The organism is Corynebacterium amycolatum SK46, from assembly GCF_000173655.1.
Classification (GTDB): Bacteria; Actinomycetota; Actinomycetes; order Mycobacteriales; family Mycobacteriaceae; genus Corynebacterium; species Corynebacterium amycolatum_A.
Genome location: NZ_ABZU01000004.1, coordinates 127,646 through 147,422 on the forward strand (window position 1 = coordinate 127,646; position 19,777 = coordinate 147,422).

15 protein-coding genes and 1 riboswitch are annotated in these 19,777 nt (G+C 57.6%); of the genes, 7 read left to right on the top strand and 8 right to left on the bottom strand.

Going from position 1 to position 19,777, the window contains the following annotated elements:
* Positions 1-72: 72 nt before the first annotated feature.
* Complete coding sequence (pknB, locus tag CORAM0001_RS04530; RefSeq protein ID WP_005510345.1) at positions 73-2,334, top strand: Stk1 family PASTA domain-containing Ser/Thr kinase; 2,262 nt, start codon at positions 73-75, stop codon at positions 2,332-2,334.
* A gap of 71 nt (positions 2,335-2,405) precedes the next feature.
* On the opposite strand, the gene CORAM0001_RS04535 is transcribed toward pknB, so the two are convergent.
* The 7 genes from CORAM0001_RS04535 to CORAM0001_RS04565 all read right to left on the bottom strand — a co-directional run bounded on the left by CORAM0001_RS04535 (position 2,406) and on the right by CORAM0001_RS04565 (position 9,619).
* Positions 2,406-3,791: a class II 3-deoxy-7-phosphoheptulonate synthase gene (locus CORAM0001_RS04535; RefSeq protein ID WP_005510339.1), complete on the bottom strand. Its 1,386-nt coding sequence runs from the start codon at positions 3,789-3,791 to the stop codon at positions 2,406-2,408.
* A gap of 68 nt (positions 3,792-3,859) precedes the next feature.
* Positions 3,860-4,351, bottom strand: a complete 492-nt coding sequence (locus CORAM0001_RS04540; protein ID WP_005510364.1) for a polyadenylate-specific 3'-exoribonuclease AS — start codon at positions 4,349-4,351, stop codon at positions 3,860-3,862.
* Positions 4,352-4,502: 151 nt separating this feature from the next.
* A complete protein-coding gene (locus tag CORAM0001_RS04545) occupies positions 4,503-5,294 on the bottom strand; it encodes a lysophospholipid acyltransferase family protein (RefSeq protein ID WP_005510410.1) in 792 nt (263 codons plus the stop codon).
* Positions 5,295-5,395: 101 nt separating this feature from the next.
* The gene (locus tag CORAM0001_RS04550) at positions 5,396-6,409 is read right to left on the bottom strand and encodes an ROK family glucokinase (protein ID WP_005510373.1); all 1,014 of its coding nucleotides are present in this window, start codon (positions 6,407-6,409) and stop codon (positions 5,396-5,398) included.
* A gap of 9 nt (positions 6,410-6,418) precedes the next feature.
* On the bottom strand, positions 6,419-7,573 hold the full coding sequence (locus CORAM0001_RS04555; protein WP_005510408.1) for a glycosyltransferase family 4 protein: 1,155 nt from the start codon (positions 7,571-7,573) through the stop codon (positions 6,419-6,421).
* Between the two features lie 53 nt (positions 7,574-7,626).
* Entirely contained in the window at positions 7,627-8,697 is a 1,071-nt protein-coding gene (locus CORAM0001_RS04560) for an NlpC/P60 family protein (protein ID WP_425265859.1), read from the bottom strand.
* A 343-nt stretch (positions 8,698-9,040) separates the two neighbouring features.
* The gene (locus CORAM0001_RS04565; protein ID WP_005510412.1) at positions 9,041-9,619 is read right to left on the bottom strand and encodes a C40 family peptidase; all 579 of its coding nucleotides are present in this window, start codon (positions 9,617-9,619) and stop codon (positions 9,041-9,043) included.
* A gap of 14 nt (positions 9,620-9,633) precedes the next feature.
* Positions 9,634-9,776, bottom strand: a riboswitch (cyclic di-AMP (ydaO/yuaA leader).
* A 413-nt stretch (positions 9,777-10,189) separates the two neighbouring features.
* On the opposite strand from CORAM0001_RS04565, the gene CORAM0001_RS04570 reads away from it, so the two are divergent.
* Positions 10,190-11,779, top strand: coding sequence for a DEDD exonuclease domain-containing protein (locus CORAM0001_RS04570; protein ID WP_005510389.1), 1,590 nt, complete (start codon positions 10,190-10,192; stop codon positions 11,777-11,779).
* A gap of 88 nt (positions 11,780-11,867) precedes the next feature.
* Here CORAM0001_RS04570 and trpD read toward each other — a convergent pair whose 3' ends face one another.
* A complete protein-coding gene (gene trpD, locus CORAM0001_RS04575) occupies positions 11,868-12,842 on the bottom strand; it encodes an anthranilate phosphoribosyltransferase (protein WP_244261992.1) in 975 nt (324 codons plus the stop codon).
* 537 nt (positions 12,843-13,379) lie between these two features.
* Here trpD and ctaE point away from each other — a divergent pair.
* The 5 genes from ctaE (at position 13,380) to CORAM0001_RS04600 (ending at position 19,690) form a co-directional block, all read left to right on the top strand.
* Positions 13,380-13,994, top strand: a complete 615-nt coding sequence (gene ctaE / locus CORAM0001_RS04580) for an aa3-type cytochrome oxidase subunit III (protein WP_005510395.1) — start codon at positions 13,380-13,382, stop codon at positions 13,992-13,994.
* A gap of 75 nt (positions 13,995-14,069) precedes the next feature.
* A complete protein-coding gene (qcrC, locus tag CORAM0001_RS04585) occupies positions 14,070-14,960 on the top strand; it encodes a cytochrome bc1 complex diheme cytochrome c subunit (RefSeq protein WP_005510361.1) in 891 nt (296 codons plus the stop codon).
* Positions 14,957-16,168, top strand: a complete 1,212-nt coding sequence (gene qcrA, locus CORAM0001_RS04590; RefSeq protein ID WP_005510283.1) for a cytochrome bc1 complex Rieske iron-sulfur subunit — start codon at positions 14,957-14,959, stop codon at positions 16,166-16,168. Before qcrC ends, qcrA begins: the two co-directional genes overlap by 4 nt.
* Complete coding sequence (gene qcrB / locus CORAM0001_RS04595; RefSeq protein ID WP_005510343.1) at positions 16,165-17,793, top strand: cytochrome bc1 complex cytochrome b subunit; 1,629 nt, start codon at positions 16,165-16,167, stop codon at positions 17,791-17,793. The genes qcrA and qcrB overlap by 4 nt, the downstream gene beginning before the upstream one ends.
* 169 nt (positions 17,794-17,962) lie before the next feature.
* A complete protein-coding gene (locus CORAM0001_RS04600; protein ID WP_040361172.1) occupies positions 17,963-19,690 on the top strand; it encodes an ABC-F family ATP-binding cassette domain-containing protein in 1,728 nt (575 codons plus the stop codon).
* Positions 19,691-19,777 lie beyond the last annotated feature (87 nt).

The window sequence follows — 19,777 nt, forward strand, 5'->3', positions numbered from 1 at the left end:
CGTTGGCCTTGCAGTAGGTACGTCCCCATATACTTATTAGAAGCAACTGATTGAAACAGGGAAGGCTGGTTTATGTCGCAGCTTGTCGAGGGGCAGATTCTCGATGGTCGCTACCGTATCGGAGCCACCATCGCCCACGGTGGCATGAGCACCGTGTACTGCGCCACCGATTTGCGGCTCGATCGCAGGGTGGCCGCAAAGGTCATGGATCCGCGTTTTGTCGACGACGAGTCTTTCCGCATCCGCTTCGAACGTGAGGCCCGCGCGGTCGCGCACCTCAATGACGAGTCGCTCGTCAACGTCTACGACCAAGGCACGGACCCGGCGGGGCATGTTTTCCTCATTATGGAATTCGTCGACGGTGGGACCCTCCGTGAGCTGCTCCGTCAGCGCGGTCCGATGCCCCCGCATGCAGCTGCCGCCGTGATGCGCTCGGTTCTGCGCGCCCTATCGGTGGCGCATTCTCGCGGCATGGTGCACCGAGATATCAAGCCGGAAAACGTGCTGATTGCTTCGGACGGTCGAGTGAAGCTGGCGGACTTCGGTCTAGTGCGCGCGGCCGCTGATGCAAAGGTGACCTCTAACTCGGTCATCGTCGGCACCGTCGCTTATCTGGCTCCGGAGCAGGTCACGGGTGAATCCATCTCCCCTGCCTCCGATGTGTATGCGGCGGGTGTTTTGCTCTTTGAGCTGCTTACCGGCACCACTCCATTCATCGCCGATTCTTCGCTGGGCGTTGCCATGAAGCGATTGAACGAAGATGTCCCGCCACCCTCGGAGCTCATCGACGGCGTTCCCGAGGAGTTCGACGAGTTGGTCGCCCGCGCTTGTTCCCGCAGGCCGGAGGATCGGTTTGAGACTGCCGAGGAATTCGGTGACGCACTCGAAGACATTGCGGACAAACTCGCGCTGCCACCATTCCGCGTCCCGTCGCCCGTAAATTCAGCAGCCGCCAACGCTGCCGCCATGGAGGGGCTCACAGAGGACTTCCGCCGACCAGGCAACGACCATTTCGATGACAGACACGGCACCGCAGAGACGGCACCCGAGCGCTTCGGTCACGACGGCTATGGCTTCTCGACGGACGCACCCGGTAGCCCCGTTTCTTCCCGACCACCGGGACCACCGAATATTTTCGATGATTTCGACGACCCGAAAGCTCCGGAATATCCGCTGCCGCCGGACACACAGAGCCCACAGCACCCACAGCATCCGCAGCCTCGATCTGCTCAGACGCCGAAGAGCCGTCGAGCTACCCGACAGCGGACGCGCCGCGGATGCGCATTGTGGCTGATTATCGCCCTGGTTGCCACGTTGGGCATGGGGCTTGGCGCATGGTGGCTGGGCTCTGGCCGTTACGGCGAAGTGCCCTCTATCACTGGGCTGTCGCAGCCACAGGCGATGACCGCAATCAGTGAGGCGGGCTTTGAACCGGTGGTTGATGAGCGCTACGACAACGATGTCGCAGTGTCTCAGATTATTGGCTCGGACCCTCTGGCTGGAGCGCGGGTTATCCGCGGTGATGATGTTCGCGTACTGGTCAGCCTCGGCCGCCCGACTGTGCCCGCATATCCCGCGAACCACTCAAAGGAAGTGTTCAGCGCTGCCCTAGCTAAGCGGACGTTGAAAAAAGAGGTCGGAGACCCCGTCTTTTCCGATGATGTCTCCACCGGCGGCTTGGTCTTTGCTGTTCCTGCTCCAGGACAGACAGTCGAAGTTGGCTCAGTTGTGACTGTGCATTACTCCAAGGGGCCAGCACCGGTGAAGGTGCCAAAAATCTTGGGACTTCAAGAGGATGAAGCTCGTGAGCTGTTGAGCAAGGCCGGGCTGGAAGTCCGAGAAGTATCGGCGGAGTTCTCCTCCTCTGCTGAACCCGAAGAGGTTCTTTCCGTATCTCCTGAGGAAGGCACTGGCCTCGAACGCGGTAGCTCTGTGACGTTGACCATCAACAACGGCATCGAAGTGCCCAATGTAGTGGGCAAGTCTGAGGATACTGCTCGGCAGATTCTGCAGCGCGAGGGCATTGAGGTAAGCGAAGTAAAGGACGCGTCCTCCTCCTCGCGTGACTACGGCCGTGTTGACGCAGTCTCACCGAGTGCAGGTCGTCTGGTTAACCCCAATGATGCGACTGTCACGCTGACCGTGTCCAGAGCAGTGAAAGTTCCGCAGCTGCTGGGTAAAACAGTTGCGCAGGCACGTCGTGAAGCGGAGAAACAGCATCTTCAGCTCGACATCGACGGCTCTGCGAACGATGACGATCGCATCGTATTGCAGTCACCCCGACCGGGCGCCAAGGCCACGGCGGGCGACAGCATTTCGGTCAGCACTCTGTAAAAAGTGCAGCGCTCTACTGAATGCGGCGCTGCACTAGCTGGGCTAGTTTTATCTAGCTGCGCAGGTTGCAACTAGTTGCGCAGCATCTCGGCAACCAGGAAGGCCAGCTCCAGCGACTGCTGAGTGTTCAAACGCGGGTCGCAGGCGGATGCGTAACGGCCTGGCAGGTCGACATCGGAAATGTCCTGCGCGCCACCGAGGCACTCAGTGACATCTTCGCCGGTCAGCTCCACGTGGATACCGCCCGGGTGCGAACCGATCGAGCGGTGCACCTCGAAGAAGCCCTGAACCTCGTCGACAATGCGGTCGAAGTGGCGGGTCTTGTAACCATTGGAGGCCGAGTAAGTGTTGCCGTGCATCGGATCGCACTGCCAAATGACCTTGTGACCAGAAGCTTCCACAGCCTCAACGATGGGAGGCAGCACGGAGCGAACCTTGTCATTGCCCAGACGCGAAGTCAGAGTCAGGCGACCAGGCTGGAAGAACGGGTCGAGCTTGTCGGCGTAAGCGACAGCTTCCTCCGGCGTGGTGGTCGGGCCAATCTTCACACCGACGGGGTTGCCAATCATGGCAGCCAGGTTGATGTGGAAGTCCTCAATGCCACGGGTGCGCTCACCAATCCACAGCTGGTGCGCCGAGAGATTGAACAGCTCCTGGTTGCCATCGTTTTCAGACAGGCGCAGCATAGCGCGCTCGTAGTCAACAACCAGCGCCTCATGCGAGCAGTAAATCTGCGCGGTCTGCAGGTTCGAGTCCGCAACACCACAGGCAGCCATGAACTGCAGTGCGTGATCAATCTCGCGTGCCAGGTCCTCGTAGCGGGCGCCAGCCGGCGAGTTGCTGACGAACTCACGGTTCCACTCGTGCAGACGGTGCAGGTCAGCGGTGCCCGAGCCCGTCAGTGCACGCACCAGATTCATTGCCGCGGAGGCATTGGCGTAAGCACGCACCATTCGAGCTGGGTCGTGAACTCGAGCTTCTTCGGTCGGCTCAACGCCGTTGACCATGTCGCCGCGGTAGCTAAGCAAACCGTCGCCGTCGATGTCCTTCGAGCGCGGCTTGGCGTACTGACCAGCAATACGAGCCATCTTTACGACCGGAGTGGATGCGCCGTAGGTCAGCACAACGGCCATCTGCAGCAAGGTCTTCACATTGGCGCGAATGTGCGGCTCGGTATTGGACTCAAAGGTTTCCGCACAATCACCGCCCTGTAGCAGGAAGGCCTTACCATTAGCGACATCGGCAAGCTCCTGACGAAGCTTACGAACCTCAGGCGCGACCACAATCGGTGGCACCGATTCGAGAATGCGACGCACGTTTGCAGCGGCGCGGGCATCCCAGCTTGGCTGCTGTAGGGCTTGGCGGGATACGACATCAGCAAAGCGCTCAGCCATGTCTCCGGGAAGCGGTGGCAGATCGGGCAGGTCATCTACAGGGAGATCAATAGTCCAACTCACAGAAGTTCATTGTAGTGCCCCTGCCAGAAGGGTGTTAGTCAGGTCACCAAATATTCGAGTTCCACTGCTTAATCAAGCGGCAACTTCTGTTCAATCTTTTGAAACTTCAGCAGATTGTGCTGGGCATCTGCCAGCGCGTCGTGCTTACCTGCAGTCTGTTTTGGCAATCGTGGCTTGCCCGCCATCTCCCAGTACTGCTTGAGTTCGCGGGTATAGCGCGGCATGAACTGCGGCAGCTTGGTCATATCGCCCCAAAGCTGCACCAACGCAATGTGGTCGTAAGCGCCTACCCAGGCCCACAGCTCTGGGCTGCCCGTACCGGGTTCGGTGAAAAATGCCAGCAGTTCCTCGCGGATCGTGTCCCGGTTCTTCCACAGCGGAGATGAGGGGTTGGGCAGCTGATTGAGCACATTGGCCCGAACCCACGGCCCGGCCTTGCTCTCGTTGAACTCGGTAGACACCGCGTAGTACTCGCGGCCGTCCTCAGCTACGACACCGATGGAGACAAGATCAATAGTCTTGCCGTCTTCAATAAACTCGGTGTCATAAAAATAACGCACGGTGTGGAATCCTCTCCAGCCTCGGCCTCGCGTCGGCTACCTCGCGACCAAAAGACCGTGGAGCCCTACCGAGCAAATCTTCCCCATGCACCGAATCGCCCTAGGAAGTGTGCAGCCCCACTGTCGCGAAAACTATCTGCGCCTTATTATTCTAGCGAGCGCGTCGGAACCAGCGACGAGGGGTCGGCTTCGGCCCCGGAGCCGGAGTGGTCAGCTCTCCCCCCGGCTCGGTTCCCGCTGGATAACCGTTGCCGGCCTCCAAGGACTTCTTCACATCAGTCGCATAAGCATCGACATATTCCTGACCAGAAAGCTTCTGAATTTCCTTAATCAGGTCATCCGTCAGTGCCCTGGCCGCTTCATACTCATCGCTGTACTTGGCTTTGTACTCCGACGGATCAATCGGATCGCCGATAATCGTGCCGACCTTCACCGGACGAGGAATCCACGAGCCAATCGGGTTGGCCTTTTCCGTATCAATCATTGCCATTGGGAACACCGGCACACCGGCCTTCAGCGCTACACGTGCCGCACCGGTTTTACCGCGGTACAGTCGACCATCGGGACTACGGGTGCCCTCCAGGGAAATGCCCAGCAGGTCACCGCGTGACAGCACCTTCAAGCCGGCGATCAGCGCATCGCGAGCTGCATCACCAGAGGTACGGTCAATCGGCACCTGCCCCACCGAGGAGAAGAAGAACTTCTGGATACCGCCGACAAAGCCCGGCGTGGTGAAGTACTCTGCCTTCGCCAGGAACGTCAGCTGACGACGGCAGACCAGTGGGAAGAAAAAGTGATCCATCACAGCAAGGTGGTTCGACGCCATCAGCGCTGGACCTTCCTGGGGAATCTTCTCACCACCGATGTAGTACGGGCGATTATAGATCCGCAGCCAAGGGCCAATGAGGATGTACTTAAAGAACTTGTACCAGCGATTATTCACAGTTTAAAACTATACAGGTTCACTTGGTCCGGCGATCCATCTCCGCAGCCATTCCCCCACCTTTTCGCGGGCGAATTCCCCTGCAATCCCCAATTGACGCTTTACGACGATGCCGCACTCTCGGCAGCCACAACGCTGCGCGCAATATCCGCCGCACCAATCAACCCGGCATCGGCACCCAGTTCAGCGACCCGCACATCCGCCACCGGACGATAGCCAGCACCGGTGAGATTGCGCGCAAACTCGGCCTTGGCCTTGTCCAGGTATAAATCAGATGCCGAGGCAACCCCGCCACCGATGACAATCAATTCCGGGTCAAAGACATCGCCCACCATCGACAGACCACGCCCGAGCCAGGTAGCGAAGTCATCAATCGCAGCCAGAGCCAATTCATCCCCCTGCCGAGCAGCCGAGACGACATCGGTACCAGTTGCCGAGCCGGCCACGAGCCCGTCGGTAAGCCGCGAGAAGTAGCGGCCGGATTCAGAGAGCTCCTGAGCTGTGGTAACCAACGCCGTACCTGAGCAGTAACGCTCCAAGCAACCACGCTTTCCGCAGGAGCAGGGACGACCATCCGGCACAACGGTGAGGTGGCCGAATTCCGGCGCCGTGCCGTACGCACCACGGTAAATCTCACCACCCTGCATCATCGCGCCACCGATTCCCGTACCCAGCGCAAACAGCACCCAATTATCCGCACCGCGAGCCGCACCAAAGCGATACTCGCCCCAGGCGGCCGAGTTGGCATCGTGCTCAAGCTGCAGAGGGCACGGGAGAAGCAAGGATAAACGCTTGACGACGTTCGCATCGCGCCACGGCAGATGCGGGGCGAACCGAACCGTCTGGCGGTCAGAATCCAAAAAACCAGCTACAGCTAAACCGATGGCGCTGACATCTGGAAAACGTTCAACCAAGCGCTCGGATGTCTGGACAATGCCACGTTCAATGGCATCCACACTGCCGTCAGAACTAGTCTGAACTCGATACAACACCTGCCCATCAGCGCTGACCACTGCAGCGCGCAGATTTGTTCCACCAATATCAAAACCGATAGCCGGGCAATCAGCGGCGGCGGACTCGTCTGAGCTCGGATGAATCGGAATATCGGTGGACATAACAGTTGATTATAAAGGGATTGCGCAGGTTCGGAGAATTCGGCGAGCCCGAGCAGCCATGACCTCCCAGGTCCACGACTGCACAACATGCTCCCGACCACAGGCCCCCATCGCCGCCGCGCGCTCCGGATCATCCAAGATCTCAACCAGTCCGGTGGCGATGCTGCGCTTCGAGGCCCCGTCGACAACGATGCCAGTTTCACCATCGATAACTGTCTCCGGAGCGCCACCAGACTTGCCAGCTATGACAGGGACACCGCAGGCCTGTGCTTCCAAGTAGACAATGCCGAGGCCCTCTACATCGAGGCCACGACCTCGGGTTCGGGCGGGCATGGCGAAAACGCTGGCCGCATTGTAATAGGCGGGGAGATCAGCATAAGAGACCTTGCCGGCAAAAATGACCTGCTCGGAGACCCCAAGCTTTGCTGCCAGCTTTTCCAACCCCCGATTCAACGGACCAACGCCCACAATCAGCAACCTTGCACCTGGGTGCTGCTCAAGAACCTTAGGCATGCTGCGAATCAGCATATCTTGCCCTTTTCGGCGCACTAGCCGGGAAATACAGACGATAAGCGGCTGGGACTCACCGATTCCGTGGTGCTGCCGGATCTTCTGTCCCGCCTCGGGGTCCGGGGAAAACCTCTCGATATCGACACCAGAAGGCAGGCGTTCAAACGCTGTTTGCGGGCCAAAGGCTGCCGCAAAACGACCACGGGTGTAGCGGGAAATATAGGTCACAACATCGGAGCTCTTACCAATGCGCCCCAGCATCTGGCGGGCCAATGGCAGCATCGACCAGCCCACTTCATGTCCGTGAGTGGTAGCGACGATACGGGTGGCACCTGCGTGACGGCATGCGTCGCCAAGCAAACCAAGTGGCGCGGCGGCACCAAACCAGACGGTGTCAATGCGTTCGGTGCGAATAATCTGAGCGGCGCGACGAGCTACGTGCGGCAGTGGCAGCAGCACGGAATCACGCATGCGATAAACACGGTACGGTAGCGACTCGTCGTAGGCGCGGAGCTTTTCTTCGGGGGCTCGCGAGGACGCGAGGACTACGAGGTTCTCCGGATCCAAGCGAGCACAGAAATCACGCAGGTAGGACTCGATTCCACCATCGCGAGGCGGGAAGTCATTCGTAATGAGCAGTACGCGCGCAGACATGGGGTCGAGTTTATCTACCTTGACTAAAAAGACGCGAAGCCACCTGCCGCTAGTTAAAAGCGGACAGCGCCTTGGTACGGGCCACCCTGGTCAATGGAAACGACCTGGACTGGAATGCCGTAGTCGGAAGCATGGACAATCTGGCCGTTGCCAATGTACATGCCTACGTGGGTAATGCCCGGGTAGTAACCGATGATGTCACCTGGCTGCAGCTGGTCACGGCTTACCGGGGTACCACCGGCGAGCTGAGCCTGCGAAGTACGCGGAATGGACTTACCAATCTGCTGGTACGCCCAGTACATCAGACCGGAGCAATCGAACTCAGAGGGACCAGCAGCTCCCCACGAGTACGGGGAACCCAGCTTCGACATCGCGGCATCAACTGCGGCGGAAGATCCGAGCAGCTTATCCAGGCCTTCGGTGATTGGATTGTTCTTGGAAATCCAAATGTCCCGCTGCTCTGGGCTCAGCGAATCAACCATGGACTTGACATGCTCGGCGCGCTCATCAAATTCGGCGCTGCGCTTGTCCAAATCATCGCGACGCTTAGCCAGGTCATCGAGCTGCTTGCGGATATCGCCCTGCAGACGCAGCGCATTGGCCTTACCATCCTCGGCATCCTTACGGGCTTGCACCGCACGGCTGACAACTTCATCGTTGTCGCGGAACATCTTATTGATGTAACCGGCACGGTCGATAGCGTCCTGAGCACTGGCAGATCCCAGGGCGGCCGACAACGGGTCGACGATTTCACCACGCATCCGCTTCTTCGCGAAGTACGAAATCTCACCAGAGAGCGCCTTAAGGTCATCCTGTGCTCGGAGAACCCGATCCTCAGAGTGCTTCAGCTCCCCCTCGGCGTGCCGGAGTTCCTCTTCCTTAGCCTGAACCTGGGAATCCAGCTCGGTAACTTCCTCAGAAACCGCTTCGGTATCCCGAGAAATCTTTTCCAGCTCTGCAATAATGCCGTCTGCAGTAGCCAGATCCGGGGCTGGCTGTTCATCTTGCGCAGACGCAATTGGCGCCAAACCTACGGAGCCAAAGGTTAGCCCAGTCACGACCGTCAGCCCGACTACACCGCGACGAGAGTTGTGGCGACGGCGAGAGGCACGGTGACGCGACAAATCCAAACCCTTTTCAAGTTGTGTATTCAAATTTCTTCCCCGAAAAACAAAACATCAAACCACTTGACGCATTCGAGCAAATTGTAGCAGCCTTGCCGCGGAACAACACACCGACAAACCGCCAGCACAAAGGGGTATCCAAAGGGAGCAACCAGGATAGCCCTCTGGCTTCACGCATTGCGTAACCGCAGTACTAAAACAAAAATGAGGCGAGCGCCCCAAAGTGCTTTACGACGCGCAAAGCGTCAGCACTCGGGCGCTCACCTCAGTGCCCCCCACTAAAAAGAGAGCAAAGGCCCTACAGGGCACCTAGGCCCCGCAGGTTGTCATCCGTTCAAACAGATTAGAAGCGGACGAAGTTGTGAACCGGCATGTAGTTCATCGGAGCTTCCTTGACGACATCGCCGGACTGCGGAGCGTGAATCACGTTGCCATTGCCAGAGAAGATGCCAACGTGGGTAGCGCCAGAGTAGAAGGAAACGATGTCACCCAGTGCCGGGCTGGAGACCGGGGTGCCCTGGGAAGCCTGCGCCTGGGAAGTACGCGGGATCGACTTACCGACCTGCTGGTATGCCCAGGAGGTCAGACCGGAGCAGTCGAAAGAGTTCGGACCGGTAGCGCCCCACACGTACGGGGAACCAATCTTGGAACGTGCAGCGGAGACGATAGCCGAGCCAGTGGACGGTGCTGCAACGTTTGCAACGCTGCCGGAGGTAACCTGACCTGTGACATCGTTGAACTTGCCGACAACATCCTGCAGACCTGCAACCTGCGGGGTATCGAAGCCGTTCAGTGCGCCCTGGATATCGTTCAGCGGGTTAGCGTTAGCGGTCGGAACTGCGAGAGCGGTAACGCCGGCGACAGTTGCGCCAAATGCGACTGCGTTGCGTGCAAAGTTAGAACGGCGGTGGTGCTTGCCCATTGTTTTGAAACTCCAAAATCTTCCTGTTTAGCCGACCGGGTTAGCTGACGGGTTCGGAAGAATGGAAGACTTCCTACCCTCCGGGATTTCCCTTTGGGATTCACCCCATGGTTCGAGGTGGGTCCCCGGCTCGAATCCCCTGAGGCTCTCACTACTTAGACCCTCAGGACCTTCGATAAGGCTCTGTGTTTTCTTATCAATGACCGGCACCAACTCAGTGGCCCCGTTTCAATGTCTCGATAAGGTTACGAAATGGCATCAAGTTTTGTCTAGCCGTTTGCCCAGAAAACCGCCCGAAGCCCGGCTGTTACCATCGATAGAACTAAACCGTTACCAAGCTGTTACAACTAGACACTCCCCCTGTAGCGGAATGATAACAGTTTGATAAACACGCCACGACCTGGCATTTTGAAATCTGCCGAGAACTTTACACTTAACGCCTTAAAGTCGACATATTTTTATCGCGGACTCAAAACGTGTTTTATGTCACACTTCAGCTTGTAACGGTTCAATTTGCTCAAGTTTCACAGTTTTAACACCCCTAGGAGCGCTCAGAATAGGATTATTGACGTGGATTCAGGACAACAGCACTTCCCTCTCGAAGGCACCGTCGATGATTCTCTTTTCAACACCACCTTTGTCGTCGTAGACCTAGAAACGACTGGACTGAAGGCCAAGAACGACCACATCATTGAAATTGGGGCCATCAAAACCCGTGGCGGTAAGACAATTGGCACCTTTTCCAGCTTCATCGACCCTGGTATGGAGATCCCGGACCACATTACATCTCTCACTGGCATCACTACCGCCGATGTTGAAACTGCCCCACAGCTCGGCACAGTTATTACTCAGTTCCTCGAATTTGCCCGGGGAAGCGTCTGGGTTGCGCATAACGCCAAGTTCGATATTGGATTCCTCCGCCAGGCTTGCACAGATTTGGGCCTAGACTGGCCAAGCCCCAGTGTCGTAGACACTCTCACATTGGCGCGTCGCGTCCTTGACCGCTCGCAAGTTGGCAGTTTCAAGCTCTCACAGCTCGCACGATACGTCGGTTCTCCGAATCGCCCCGCCCACCGGGCGCTTGACGACGCAATCGCAACCGTCGACGTCCTTCACTACCTCATGGAGAGACTAGCTGTCTATGAAGTACAAACAGCATCCGAGCTAGTGCATTACTCGCCCACCGTTGCTCCGGAGGTTCGCGCTAAACGACACCTTGCCGATGGAGCTCCGCACACCCCTGGTGTCTATGTTTTTCGGTCAAGAAATGACGACCCTTTATATATAGGTACAGCTCTCGATTTGCGACGTAGACTTCTGCAATATTTCAACGGCACTGATTCTCGTCGCAAGATTACGGAAATGGTCTCTCAAGCCGAACGCGTCGAAATCATCGAGTGCCCGCACGGCTTCGCTGCAGAAATTCGCGAGGCTCGTCTGATCTCTGCACTCCGTCCGCCCTACAACCGACAACGCACCGAACCAACCCGCGGCTGGTACATCGTCCCCACTAGCCCCGGTCGGCCTGCCAAGATTAGCCGGACAGTCACCGACGCCCGCAGCCTAGGTCCTTTCCGCACGCGCGACACCGCTACTGCCATCCGCGACAGGTTCTCCGCGCTTAACGACGACTTTGCGATAACAACCGCTCAGATCTCCACCACCGGCGCAGACGAGATCGCAGACATGATTGCAGAGATATCAGCACTTGCCGAAGCACACCGCTTCCAACGCGCGGCAGTGCAACGTGACCGCACCGCGGAGTTCATCATCAGCTTGGACAAGCAGCAGCGCCTGAGCATGCTTGCAGCCATCCCATCTCTGCAAGCCGCTTTCCCCGATGGCAATGGAGGCTGGCACCTAGCGGAAATTCGCTATGGCAGGTTGGCCGGCGCCAGCACCGCACCACGTGGCGCCGAAATGAACTACATCATCGAGCTCATGGAGAGTTCAGCCCAAACAGTCACTCCAGATGATTCCTTATATAAAGGAGCATCGATTGATGAACTCAGTATTATCTGGAAATGGCTGCAGCGCCCGGAGGTACGAATAAAGCCCACCGGAGGCGAGTTTTCCTACCCTAGGTTAGGCGCAGGAAAATACCTTCAGTGGGCAATTGACGCGCAGCAAGCACGTCGTGAAGCGCGACGCGAACCTTAACCCTTCATCGCCGCGGTAAGGATGTCCAGGCACAGCCCCGACTGGAGCGTTTCCTTGACCTCTTCAATGGAGTCGGCCATAGCTTCCTTTAGTGAACGGCCACCCAGACCACGCGAAATGGCGATTGCGGCTGCGGAGTTAAGGATGACTGCATCGCGAATCGGACCTTGAGCTCGCCAGCCCAAATGCGACGTGCAACATCAGCGTTGTAAGCAGGGTCACCGCCACGCAGCGCGTCAATTTCGGAGTACTCCATGCCATAGTCATGTGGATCGATGACATCTTCGGCAACTTCACCGTTTTCCACAATAAAGACCTTGGTGGGGCCAGTAACGGTAATCTCGTCGAGACCATCGCTTCCGCGAACCACCAACGCGCGCTGACCACGGCGGGCGAAGGTGTTCGCCATCGTCTCCATCTGATCTTCGAAGGCACAGCCAATCAAGCTCGCCTGCGGGCGTGCTGGATTCGTCAGCGGCCCCAACAGGTTGAAGACGGTAGGAACCGCTAGCTCCTTGCGCACCGGTCCAGCGAAGCGCATGGCCGGATGAAAGCGAGCGGCAAAGAGGAAGCGCACGTAGAAATCCGGATGTTCCGGAGAAGTAACGAGACCGTCCTCAATGTCGATACCAAAGGCCTCCAGCATGTCAGCGCCGCCCGACTTCGAGGAAGCCGCGCGGTTACCGTGTTTGAGCACCGGCACACCACTGGCAGCGATGACAATCATGGACATCGTGGAGATGTTGACGGTATTTGCGCCATCACCACCGGTTCCGACGATATCGACTGCTCCGCGCTCAATAACACCGGCGAGCTGCGAATCATGAACTGGGCGGGCAAATGAAAGCATCCCCTCAGCCGCAGCATCGAGCTCGGCAGCCGTAATCCCCTTGGCGAGGAGACCGAAAGCAAACGTTGCGGTCTGCACGTCCCCGGAAGCACCGGACATAATCTGATCCATGGCGAATCGAATGCCCTCACCGGAAACTTCGCGGCCAGCGCCAATAGTGGAGAGAACATGGCGCCAGTTTTCGACCGCCCTCTTATCGCCGATCTCGCTCATCGCCACTCCCTTCCACTAGATAGTCAAGTCTGTACTCGTGCTTTATTAATACAACTGCACCTAGGTGCTGCTGGTTATCCCGCCCACCAGGTACACCACATCACGGAGCTTTCTGGAAAATCCCGCCGTGATGTACGTAATAAGACAAGATACCTCCCCCATATATCCAGCGCATCACCAGGCCCACCTTTTGCGTTCGCCGAAAATCTCACCCCCATTAGGGCAAGTGGAAAAATACGATATTAAATAGAACCGAACCTGCGATAGACTAACCGACAGCTGATGCCGCAGTATCGCTAACCCAAGTTCGCCGGAGGTGAACCTGACAGTCCAGGGGGATGGACACCGCGCACCTCGGCACAACAAAACCCTCGAATTCACCCGCGTCGGATAAAGACACCGGAAAGTTCCCAACAGGGGGAAAAATTAGTGAAATTCTCAGAAACCTTTCCTCACGAACTGGGATTTTAGGAATTTTTATACAAAAACGGGGGTTGCAACGTGACTACTCCTTAAGAACAGTACATACTGTTAGATGTGACGAGCGCAGTTGAAAATCAAGGTATGACAGCACCACGTCGTGCTGCGACACTGAACCGACCGAATATGGTCAGTGTCGGCACGATTGTGTTCCTGTCTCAGGAATTAATGTTCTTCGCCGGTCTGTTCGCGATGTACTTCGTGTCACGCGCGAACGGCCAGGGCGATTCGTGGGATTGGGGTACCGGCCACCTCAATGTCCCGTACGCACTAGTGATTACCGTAATCCTGGTGTCGTCTTCGTTCACTGCCCAGTGGGGCGTGTTCGCGGCCGAGCGTGGCGACGTTTTCGCACTCCGTAAGTGGTACGCACTGTCTACCGCCCTGGGTGCAGTCTTCCTCGTCGGCCAGGCTTACGAGTACTTCACACTGGTTAGCCACGGTCTGACCATTCAGAACTCCATTTACGGTTCGGTCTTCTTCATCACCACCGGATTCCACGCAGCCCACGTCCTCGCGGGTGTGCTGGCTTTCGTTGTGGTGCTTATCCGTACCTCCAAGTCGAAGTTCACCCCGGCACAGGCCACTGCTGCCATTGTGGTCTCGTACTACTGGCACTTCGTCGACGTCGTGTGGATTGGCCTGTTCATCACCATCTACTTCATCCAGTAGGCCGTATTGGCCGTCCTTTGTTTAGTACGGCCTACAGCCCATCCACTTTCCACGAACAGTCTTAAAGGGAAAAAGATGGAAAACACTACCTCCGAAACCAAGGACACCACGTCCTTGGCTGCGGCCCCGAAGTCAAAGGGCCGCCGCAAGATGCGCCGTACTGCCTCCGGCATTATGGCTATGGCTCTCGCCCTCACCGGCGCGGGTTTCCTCGCTAATGCTCTGACCCCTGATGCACAGACGGCTACTGCTCAGCAGGATGAAGCCGCAATGATTCAGCAGGGTAAGGAGCTTTACGACGTTGCTTGTATTACTTGCCACGGCGCCAACCTTCAGGGCGTTAAAGACCGCGGCAAGTCGCTGATTGGCGTCGGCGAAGGCTCGGTTTACTTCCAGGTTCACTCCGGTCGTATGCCGATGCTCCGCAACGAGGCTCAGGCAGCACGTAAGACCCCGCGCTACTCCGAAGAGCAGACGCTGGCTATCGCAGCCTACGTCCAGGCTAATGGTGGCGGCGCCGGTATCGTCCGCGACGAGGACGGCTCCATCGCTATGGAGTCGCTGCGCGGTAAGAACGCCGGCCCGAACGGTGAGATTGATAAGGCAGACGTTGCTCGCGGTTCCGAGCTGTTCCGCCTGAACTGTGCATCCTGCCACAACTTCACCGGTCGTGGTGGCGCACTGTCCAGCGGCAAGTATGCACCGGTTCTGGATCCTGCAAATGAGCAGGAGATTTACCAGGCCATGCTGACTGGCCCGCAGAACATGCCGAAGTTCTCTGACCGCCAGCTGTCCGCTGACGAGAAGAAGGACATCATCGCTTACATCAAGAACGCCAAGGAAACTCCGACCCAAGGCGGTTGGGGTCTCGGTGGCATCGGCCCGGTTACTGAGGGTCTTGCCATGTGGATTGTAGGCATCGTCGCTCTCGTAGCGGCCGCTCTTTGGATTGGATCCCGCCGATGAGTAATCACGAAAACAAGAAGTACAGCTCTGAGGAGCTGTCAAAGATGAGCAATGCGGATCTCGCTCGTCTGGGTGCTGAACTCGATGACGTAACCATTGCTTACCGCAAGGAACGCTTCCCGATTGCCAATGACCCGGCTGAAAAGCGCGCGGCTCGAGGTGTCGCTATTTGGCTGGCACTTTCGGTCATTCTTGGACTGGCATTCATCGCCATCTACCTGTTCTACCCATGGCACTACAAGGGCCACGGCGAAGAAGGTCTGTGGCTGTACACCATGTACACCCCGCTGCTGGGTATCACCCTCGGCGGCTGCATCGTCACCCTTGGTGTGGGTGCAGTTAAGTTCACTAAGCGATTCATTCCGGAAGAGATTTCGGTTCAGCGACGTCATGATGGCCCGTCCGAAGAGGTCGACCAGAAGACCATCGTTGCCCTGCTGAATGACTCTTGGCAGACATCCACTCTGGGTCGTCGCTCCGCTATCAAGGGTCTTCTTGGTACTGGCGCTGTCCTGGCTGGTATCGGCATGATTCTGCCCATCGGCGGCATGATTAAGAATCCGTGGAAGCCTCGCCACGACGTGGATGTCACCGGTGACGGCACACTGTGGACTACCGGTTGGACTCTCGTCGAAAAGGGCGAACGAGTTTACCTGGGTCGTGACACTGGTGCTATCGCTGAAGAGGGCGAGCACGGTTACACCACGAAGGGTGTTTCTCGCCTCGTCCGAATGCGCCCGGAGGATTTGTCGGCTGGTGCTATGGAGACCGTCTTCCCGCTTCCGGCTGCAGACGTCAACGACGGCGACAAGTACTCCAAGGACGCCGATGTTTACGAGCACCACATGCACTCGATTCACGGCTCCCGCAATTCGGTTATGCTGATTCGCCTGCGTGCTCAGGATGCTGAAAAGGCTGTCCTGCGCCAGGGCCAGGAAGACTTCCACTACGGCGACTACTTCGCCTTCTCAAAGATTTGTACACACATCGGTTGCCCTACTTCTCTGTACGAGCAGCAGACCAACCGCATTCTGTGCCCGTGCCACCAGTCGCAGTTCGATGCACTGCACTACGGCAAGCCAGTCTTCGGCCCCGCTGCTCGCGCTCTTCCGCAGTTGCCGATCAGCGTTGATGAGGAAGGCTACATGTACGCAAAGGGCAACTTTGTTGAGCCCGTCGGTCCGGCATTCTGGGAGCGTCAGTCATGAGTAATCCAACAAAACTAGCAACCGCTGCTAAAAATATGGATGACCGCTACACCCTGTCTGGCGGCATGCGTAAGCAGCTCAATAAGGTATTCCCTACCCACTGGTCGTTCCTTCTGGGTGAGATCGCACTGTACTCGTTCATAGTGCTCGTGCTTTCGGGTGTTTACCTCACACTGTTCTTCGACCCTTCTATGTCGAAGGTCATTTATGACGGTGCATACGCACCGCTCAATGGCGTCGAGATGTCTCGCGCCTATGAGACCGCGCTGCAGATTTCCTTTGAGGTCCGCGGTGGTCTGTTTATTCGCCAGGTTCACCACTGGGGTGCTCTTCTGTTCGCCGTGTCCATCATGGCGCACATGTTCCGCATCTTCTTCACCGGCGCATTCCGCAAGCCGCGTGAGGCTAACTGGGTCATCGGTTCCATCCTCCTGCTGCTGTCTGTGGCAGAGGGCTTCATGGGTTACTCCCTGCCGGACGACCTGCTTTCCGGTGTTGGTCTGCGTATTATGTCCGCAATCATCATTGGTCTGCCGATTATCGGCACCTGGTTGCACTGGATGATGTTCAACGGCGACTTCCCGGGTGACATGATCATCCCGCGCCTGTACATTGCACACGTGCTGATTCTCCCGGCCCTGCTGCTGGGTCTGATTGCCGCTCACCTGGCTCTGGTCTGGTACCAGAAGCACACCCAGTTCCCTGGCGCAGGTCGTACCGAGAACAACGTCGTCGGCGTTCGTATTCTCCCGATCTTCGCAGTCAAGTCCGTTTCCTTCGGTCTGATTACCTTCGGTTTCTTGGCGCTGTTCGCTGGTATCTTCCAGATCAACGCAATTTGGAACCTTGGCCCGTACAACCCGGCCCAGGTTTCCGCTGGTTCCCAGCCGGATATCTACATGCTGTGGACTGACGGTGCTGCCCGTGTCATGCCGCCGTGGGAGCTCTACTTGGGCTCTTACACGATCCCGGCAGTCTTCTGGGTCGCTCTGCTCTGTGGTGTTCTGGTCGTCCTGCTCTTCGCTTACCCGTTCATCGAGGCTAAGATCACCGGCGATAACGCCCACCACAACCTGCTGCAGCGTCCGCGCGACGTGCCGGTTCGCTCCGGCCTGGGTGCCATGGCTCTGGTCTTCTACACCCTGCTGACCCTGTCCGGTGGTAACGACCTGATCGCATACCACTTCCAGATCTCGCTGAACGTGATGACCTGGGTTGGCCGTATCGGTCTGATCATCCTGCCTCCGATCGCTTACTTCGTCACTTACCGAATCTGCATCGGCCTGCAGCGCTCTGACCGCGCTGTCCTGGAGCACGGCATTGAGACGGGCATCATCAACCAGCTGCCTGATGGTTCCTTCATCGAGGTCCACCAGCCACTGGGTCCGGTCGATGAGCACGGCCACGCAGTACCGCTTGAGTACCAGGGTGCTTACGTCCCGAAGACCATGAACGAACTGGGCGCCGCTGGTCACCCGGGTCGCGGTAGCTTCTTCAGCCCGGACTCCCCGGAGATTGCCGAAGAGGCAGCTCGTATCGACCACGAGAACCACGAGCAGCAGGCTCAGATGTTCCGTGACCTCGAAGCTCAGAACGCTGAAGAGCGTCGCCAGCTCGAGCAGTAAAACTCCGCGGTAGGTTTTCTACTGCGCTCAATTAAGACCACCCCGGTCCGCATCCACTTCGGATGTTGACCGGGGTGGTTTTTTTGTTCCCCAAATTCTTCCAAGCTTGCTTTGACTCCCACATATGTCGGATACCAAATCTGCTGTTTACCAGTACTAAAATGGGCATATGTCTACCAGTCCCTCCCCCACCACCGATCTTTCGAGCGACGCCACACAGCTTGTCGCCAACGGTGTCAACTTCGACTACGAAGCCACGCCTGTTCTACGCGATGTTTCGCTCACGCTTTCCGACGGCGATGTCCTCGGTCTGGTTGGAGACAACGGAGCCGGTAAGTCCACTCTTCTTTGGCTGCTGTCGGGTCGTCGTCGGCCCACGAGCGGTACGGTGACTCATACTGGCACGCGTGTGCTCGGTTCTCAGGAGCTGGAAGCACCTTTCGACTCCACGGTCCAGATGCTTATCGATGAGGCCCTCGGCCCCTCGAAACGTCGTCTAGCGGAGTTGGAAGAGGCAGCCGAGTCGATGGCCTTAGCAGAGACCCCAGATGAATCTGAGGCGGCAGAGAAGGCGTATTCGAAGGTTTTCTCGGACGTCATGGCTCACGATGACTGGAACGCCGAACATAACGCAGAGATTGTGCTCGACCACCTCGGCCTGACCGGTACTGCTCCGGACGGCGCTCCCCTGACAGAGCAACTTACTACGGAGATTTCAGGCGGGCAGCGGGCGCGGCTTGGGCTTGCGATCACGCTCATTCGAAAGCCAGAGATTTTGCTTCTCGACGAGCCCACCAACCATCTCGATGAACGCGGTCGCCAGCTCGTTATTGACACCATCCAGAACCACCCTGGAGTGGTTGTGGTGGCAACACATGACCGCGACTTCCTGGATGCCGTTTGTACTGTAATTGGAGACTTGGTGCCGGGGCGGCCTGGTATCGGGCTGTTCCGTGGCAATTACTCCGACTACGCGAAGCACCGACGCCACCAGCGTGAGCTATGGGAGCACCAGTGGCGCTCCGAGGAGCATGAACGCAATCGGTTGGAAGACACCATCGAGAATAGCGCCCGTGAGGTCTCACCGGGTCGGGCAATGACTGACAACAACAAGATGGCTTATGACCGCCGTGGCGGTCGTGTAGAGCGGCAAATCGCGCGCCGCGTGCGTTCGGCTAAGCAGCGGCTGGATGAGCTCATTGAGGAAGGTGTGGAGCGTCCACCGGCGCTACTGGGCTTTGATGCCCCGTTGACCGCACCCCTACCGACGAAGCGCGCTGCTTCGGGGAGCGATGAGGATTTTCACATCAAGATGCGCGGTGTGGTTGTCCCAGATCGAATTCGAGTAGGTTCACTGACTGTTCGTCCCGGAGACAAGGTCGTTATCACTGGCCCTAATGGGGCCGGCAAATCTACTTTGTTTAAGACCATCATGGGGCAAGTTGAGACGCAGGCTGGCGAGGTGCGTATCGGCGAGAACTGTCGAGTAGCCATGCTGGCCCAGGAACAAGATTGGGAAAACCCAAAGAAGTCCGCCCGTGAGTTGTACGACCTTGTGCCCAATGCTCGCGTGCCTCTCGACGACTTTGGATTGCTTAGCCCCGAGGATGCCAATCGACCGGTAGGAAGCCTCTCCATCGGCCAGCAACGACGTGTGGCGTTAGCGTTGGTCGTAGCCACCCCGCCGGAGATCTTGCTGCTCGACGAGCCTACGAACCATCTGAGTGTGGATCTGATCGAGCAGGTCCAAGACGCGATTGCATCTGCAGAGGGCACAATTATTGTGATTACCCACGATCACCGCATGATCAACTCGCTCGAAGCGCGTCATCTGCAGGTGACTGACGGTGAGGTCATCGAACTGCCTAAGGGGCAGAAACCCGTCGAATTCGCTTGATGCGGAATCACATACGGACTAAGGATCCTAACCAGCGAGGTAACACTAGTTAGGATCCCCAACTCGTCCAAACAAAAAAGTCTCGGG

Excerpts from the sequence above, each read along its gene's own strand:
- qcrB (WP_005510343.1), top strand. The coding sequence starts at position 16,165 with ATGAGTAATCCAACAAAACTAGCAACCGCTGCTAAAAATATGGATGAC.
- CORAM0001_RS04565 (WP_005510412.1), bottom strand. The coding sequence starts at position 9,619 with ATGGGCAAGCACCACCGCCGTTCTAACTTTGCACGCAACGCAGTCGCA.
- qcrC (WP_005510361.1), top strand. The coding sequence starts at position 14,070 with ATGGAAAACACTACCTCCGAAACCAAGGACACCACGTCCTTGGCTGCG.
- CORAM0001_RS04555 (WP_005510408.1), bottom strand. The coding sequence starts at position 7,573 with ATGTCTGCGCGCGTACTGCTCATTACGAATGACTTCCCGCCTCGCGAT.
- CORAM0001_RS04600 (WP_040361172.1), top strand. The coding sequence starts at position 17,963 with ATGTCTACCAGTCCCTCCCCCACCACCGATCTTTCGAGCGACGCCACA.
- qcrA (WP_005510283.1), top strand. The coding sequence starts at position 14,957 with ATGAGTAATCACGAAAACAAGAAGTACAGCTCTGAGGAGCTGTCAAAG.
- pknB (WP_005510345.1), top strand. The coding sequence starts at position 73 with ATGTCGCAGCTTGTCGAGGGGCAGATTCTCGATGGTCGCTACCGTATC.
- trpD (WP_244261992.1), bottom strand. The coding sequence starts at position 12,842 with ATGAGCGAGATCGGCGATAAGAGGGCGGTCGAAAACTGGCGCCATGTT.
- CORAM0001_RS04550 (WP_005510373.1), bottom strand. The coding sequence starts at position 6,409 with ATGTCCACCGATATTCCGATTCATCCGAGCTCAGACGAGTCCGCCGCC.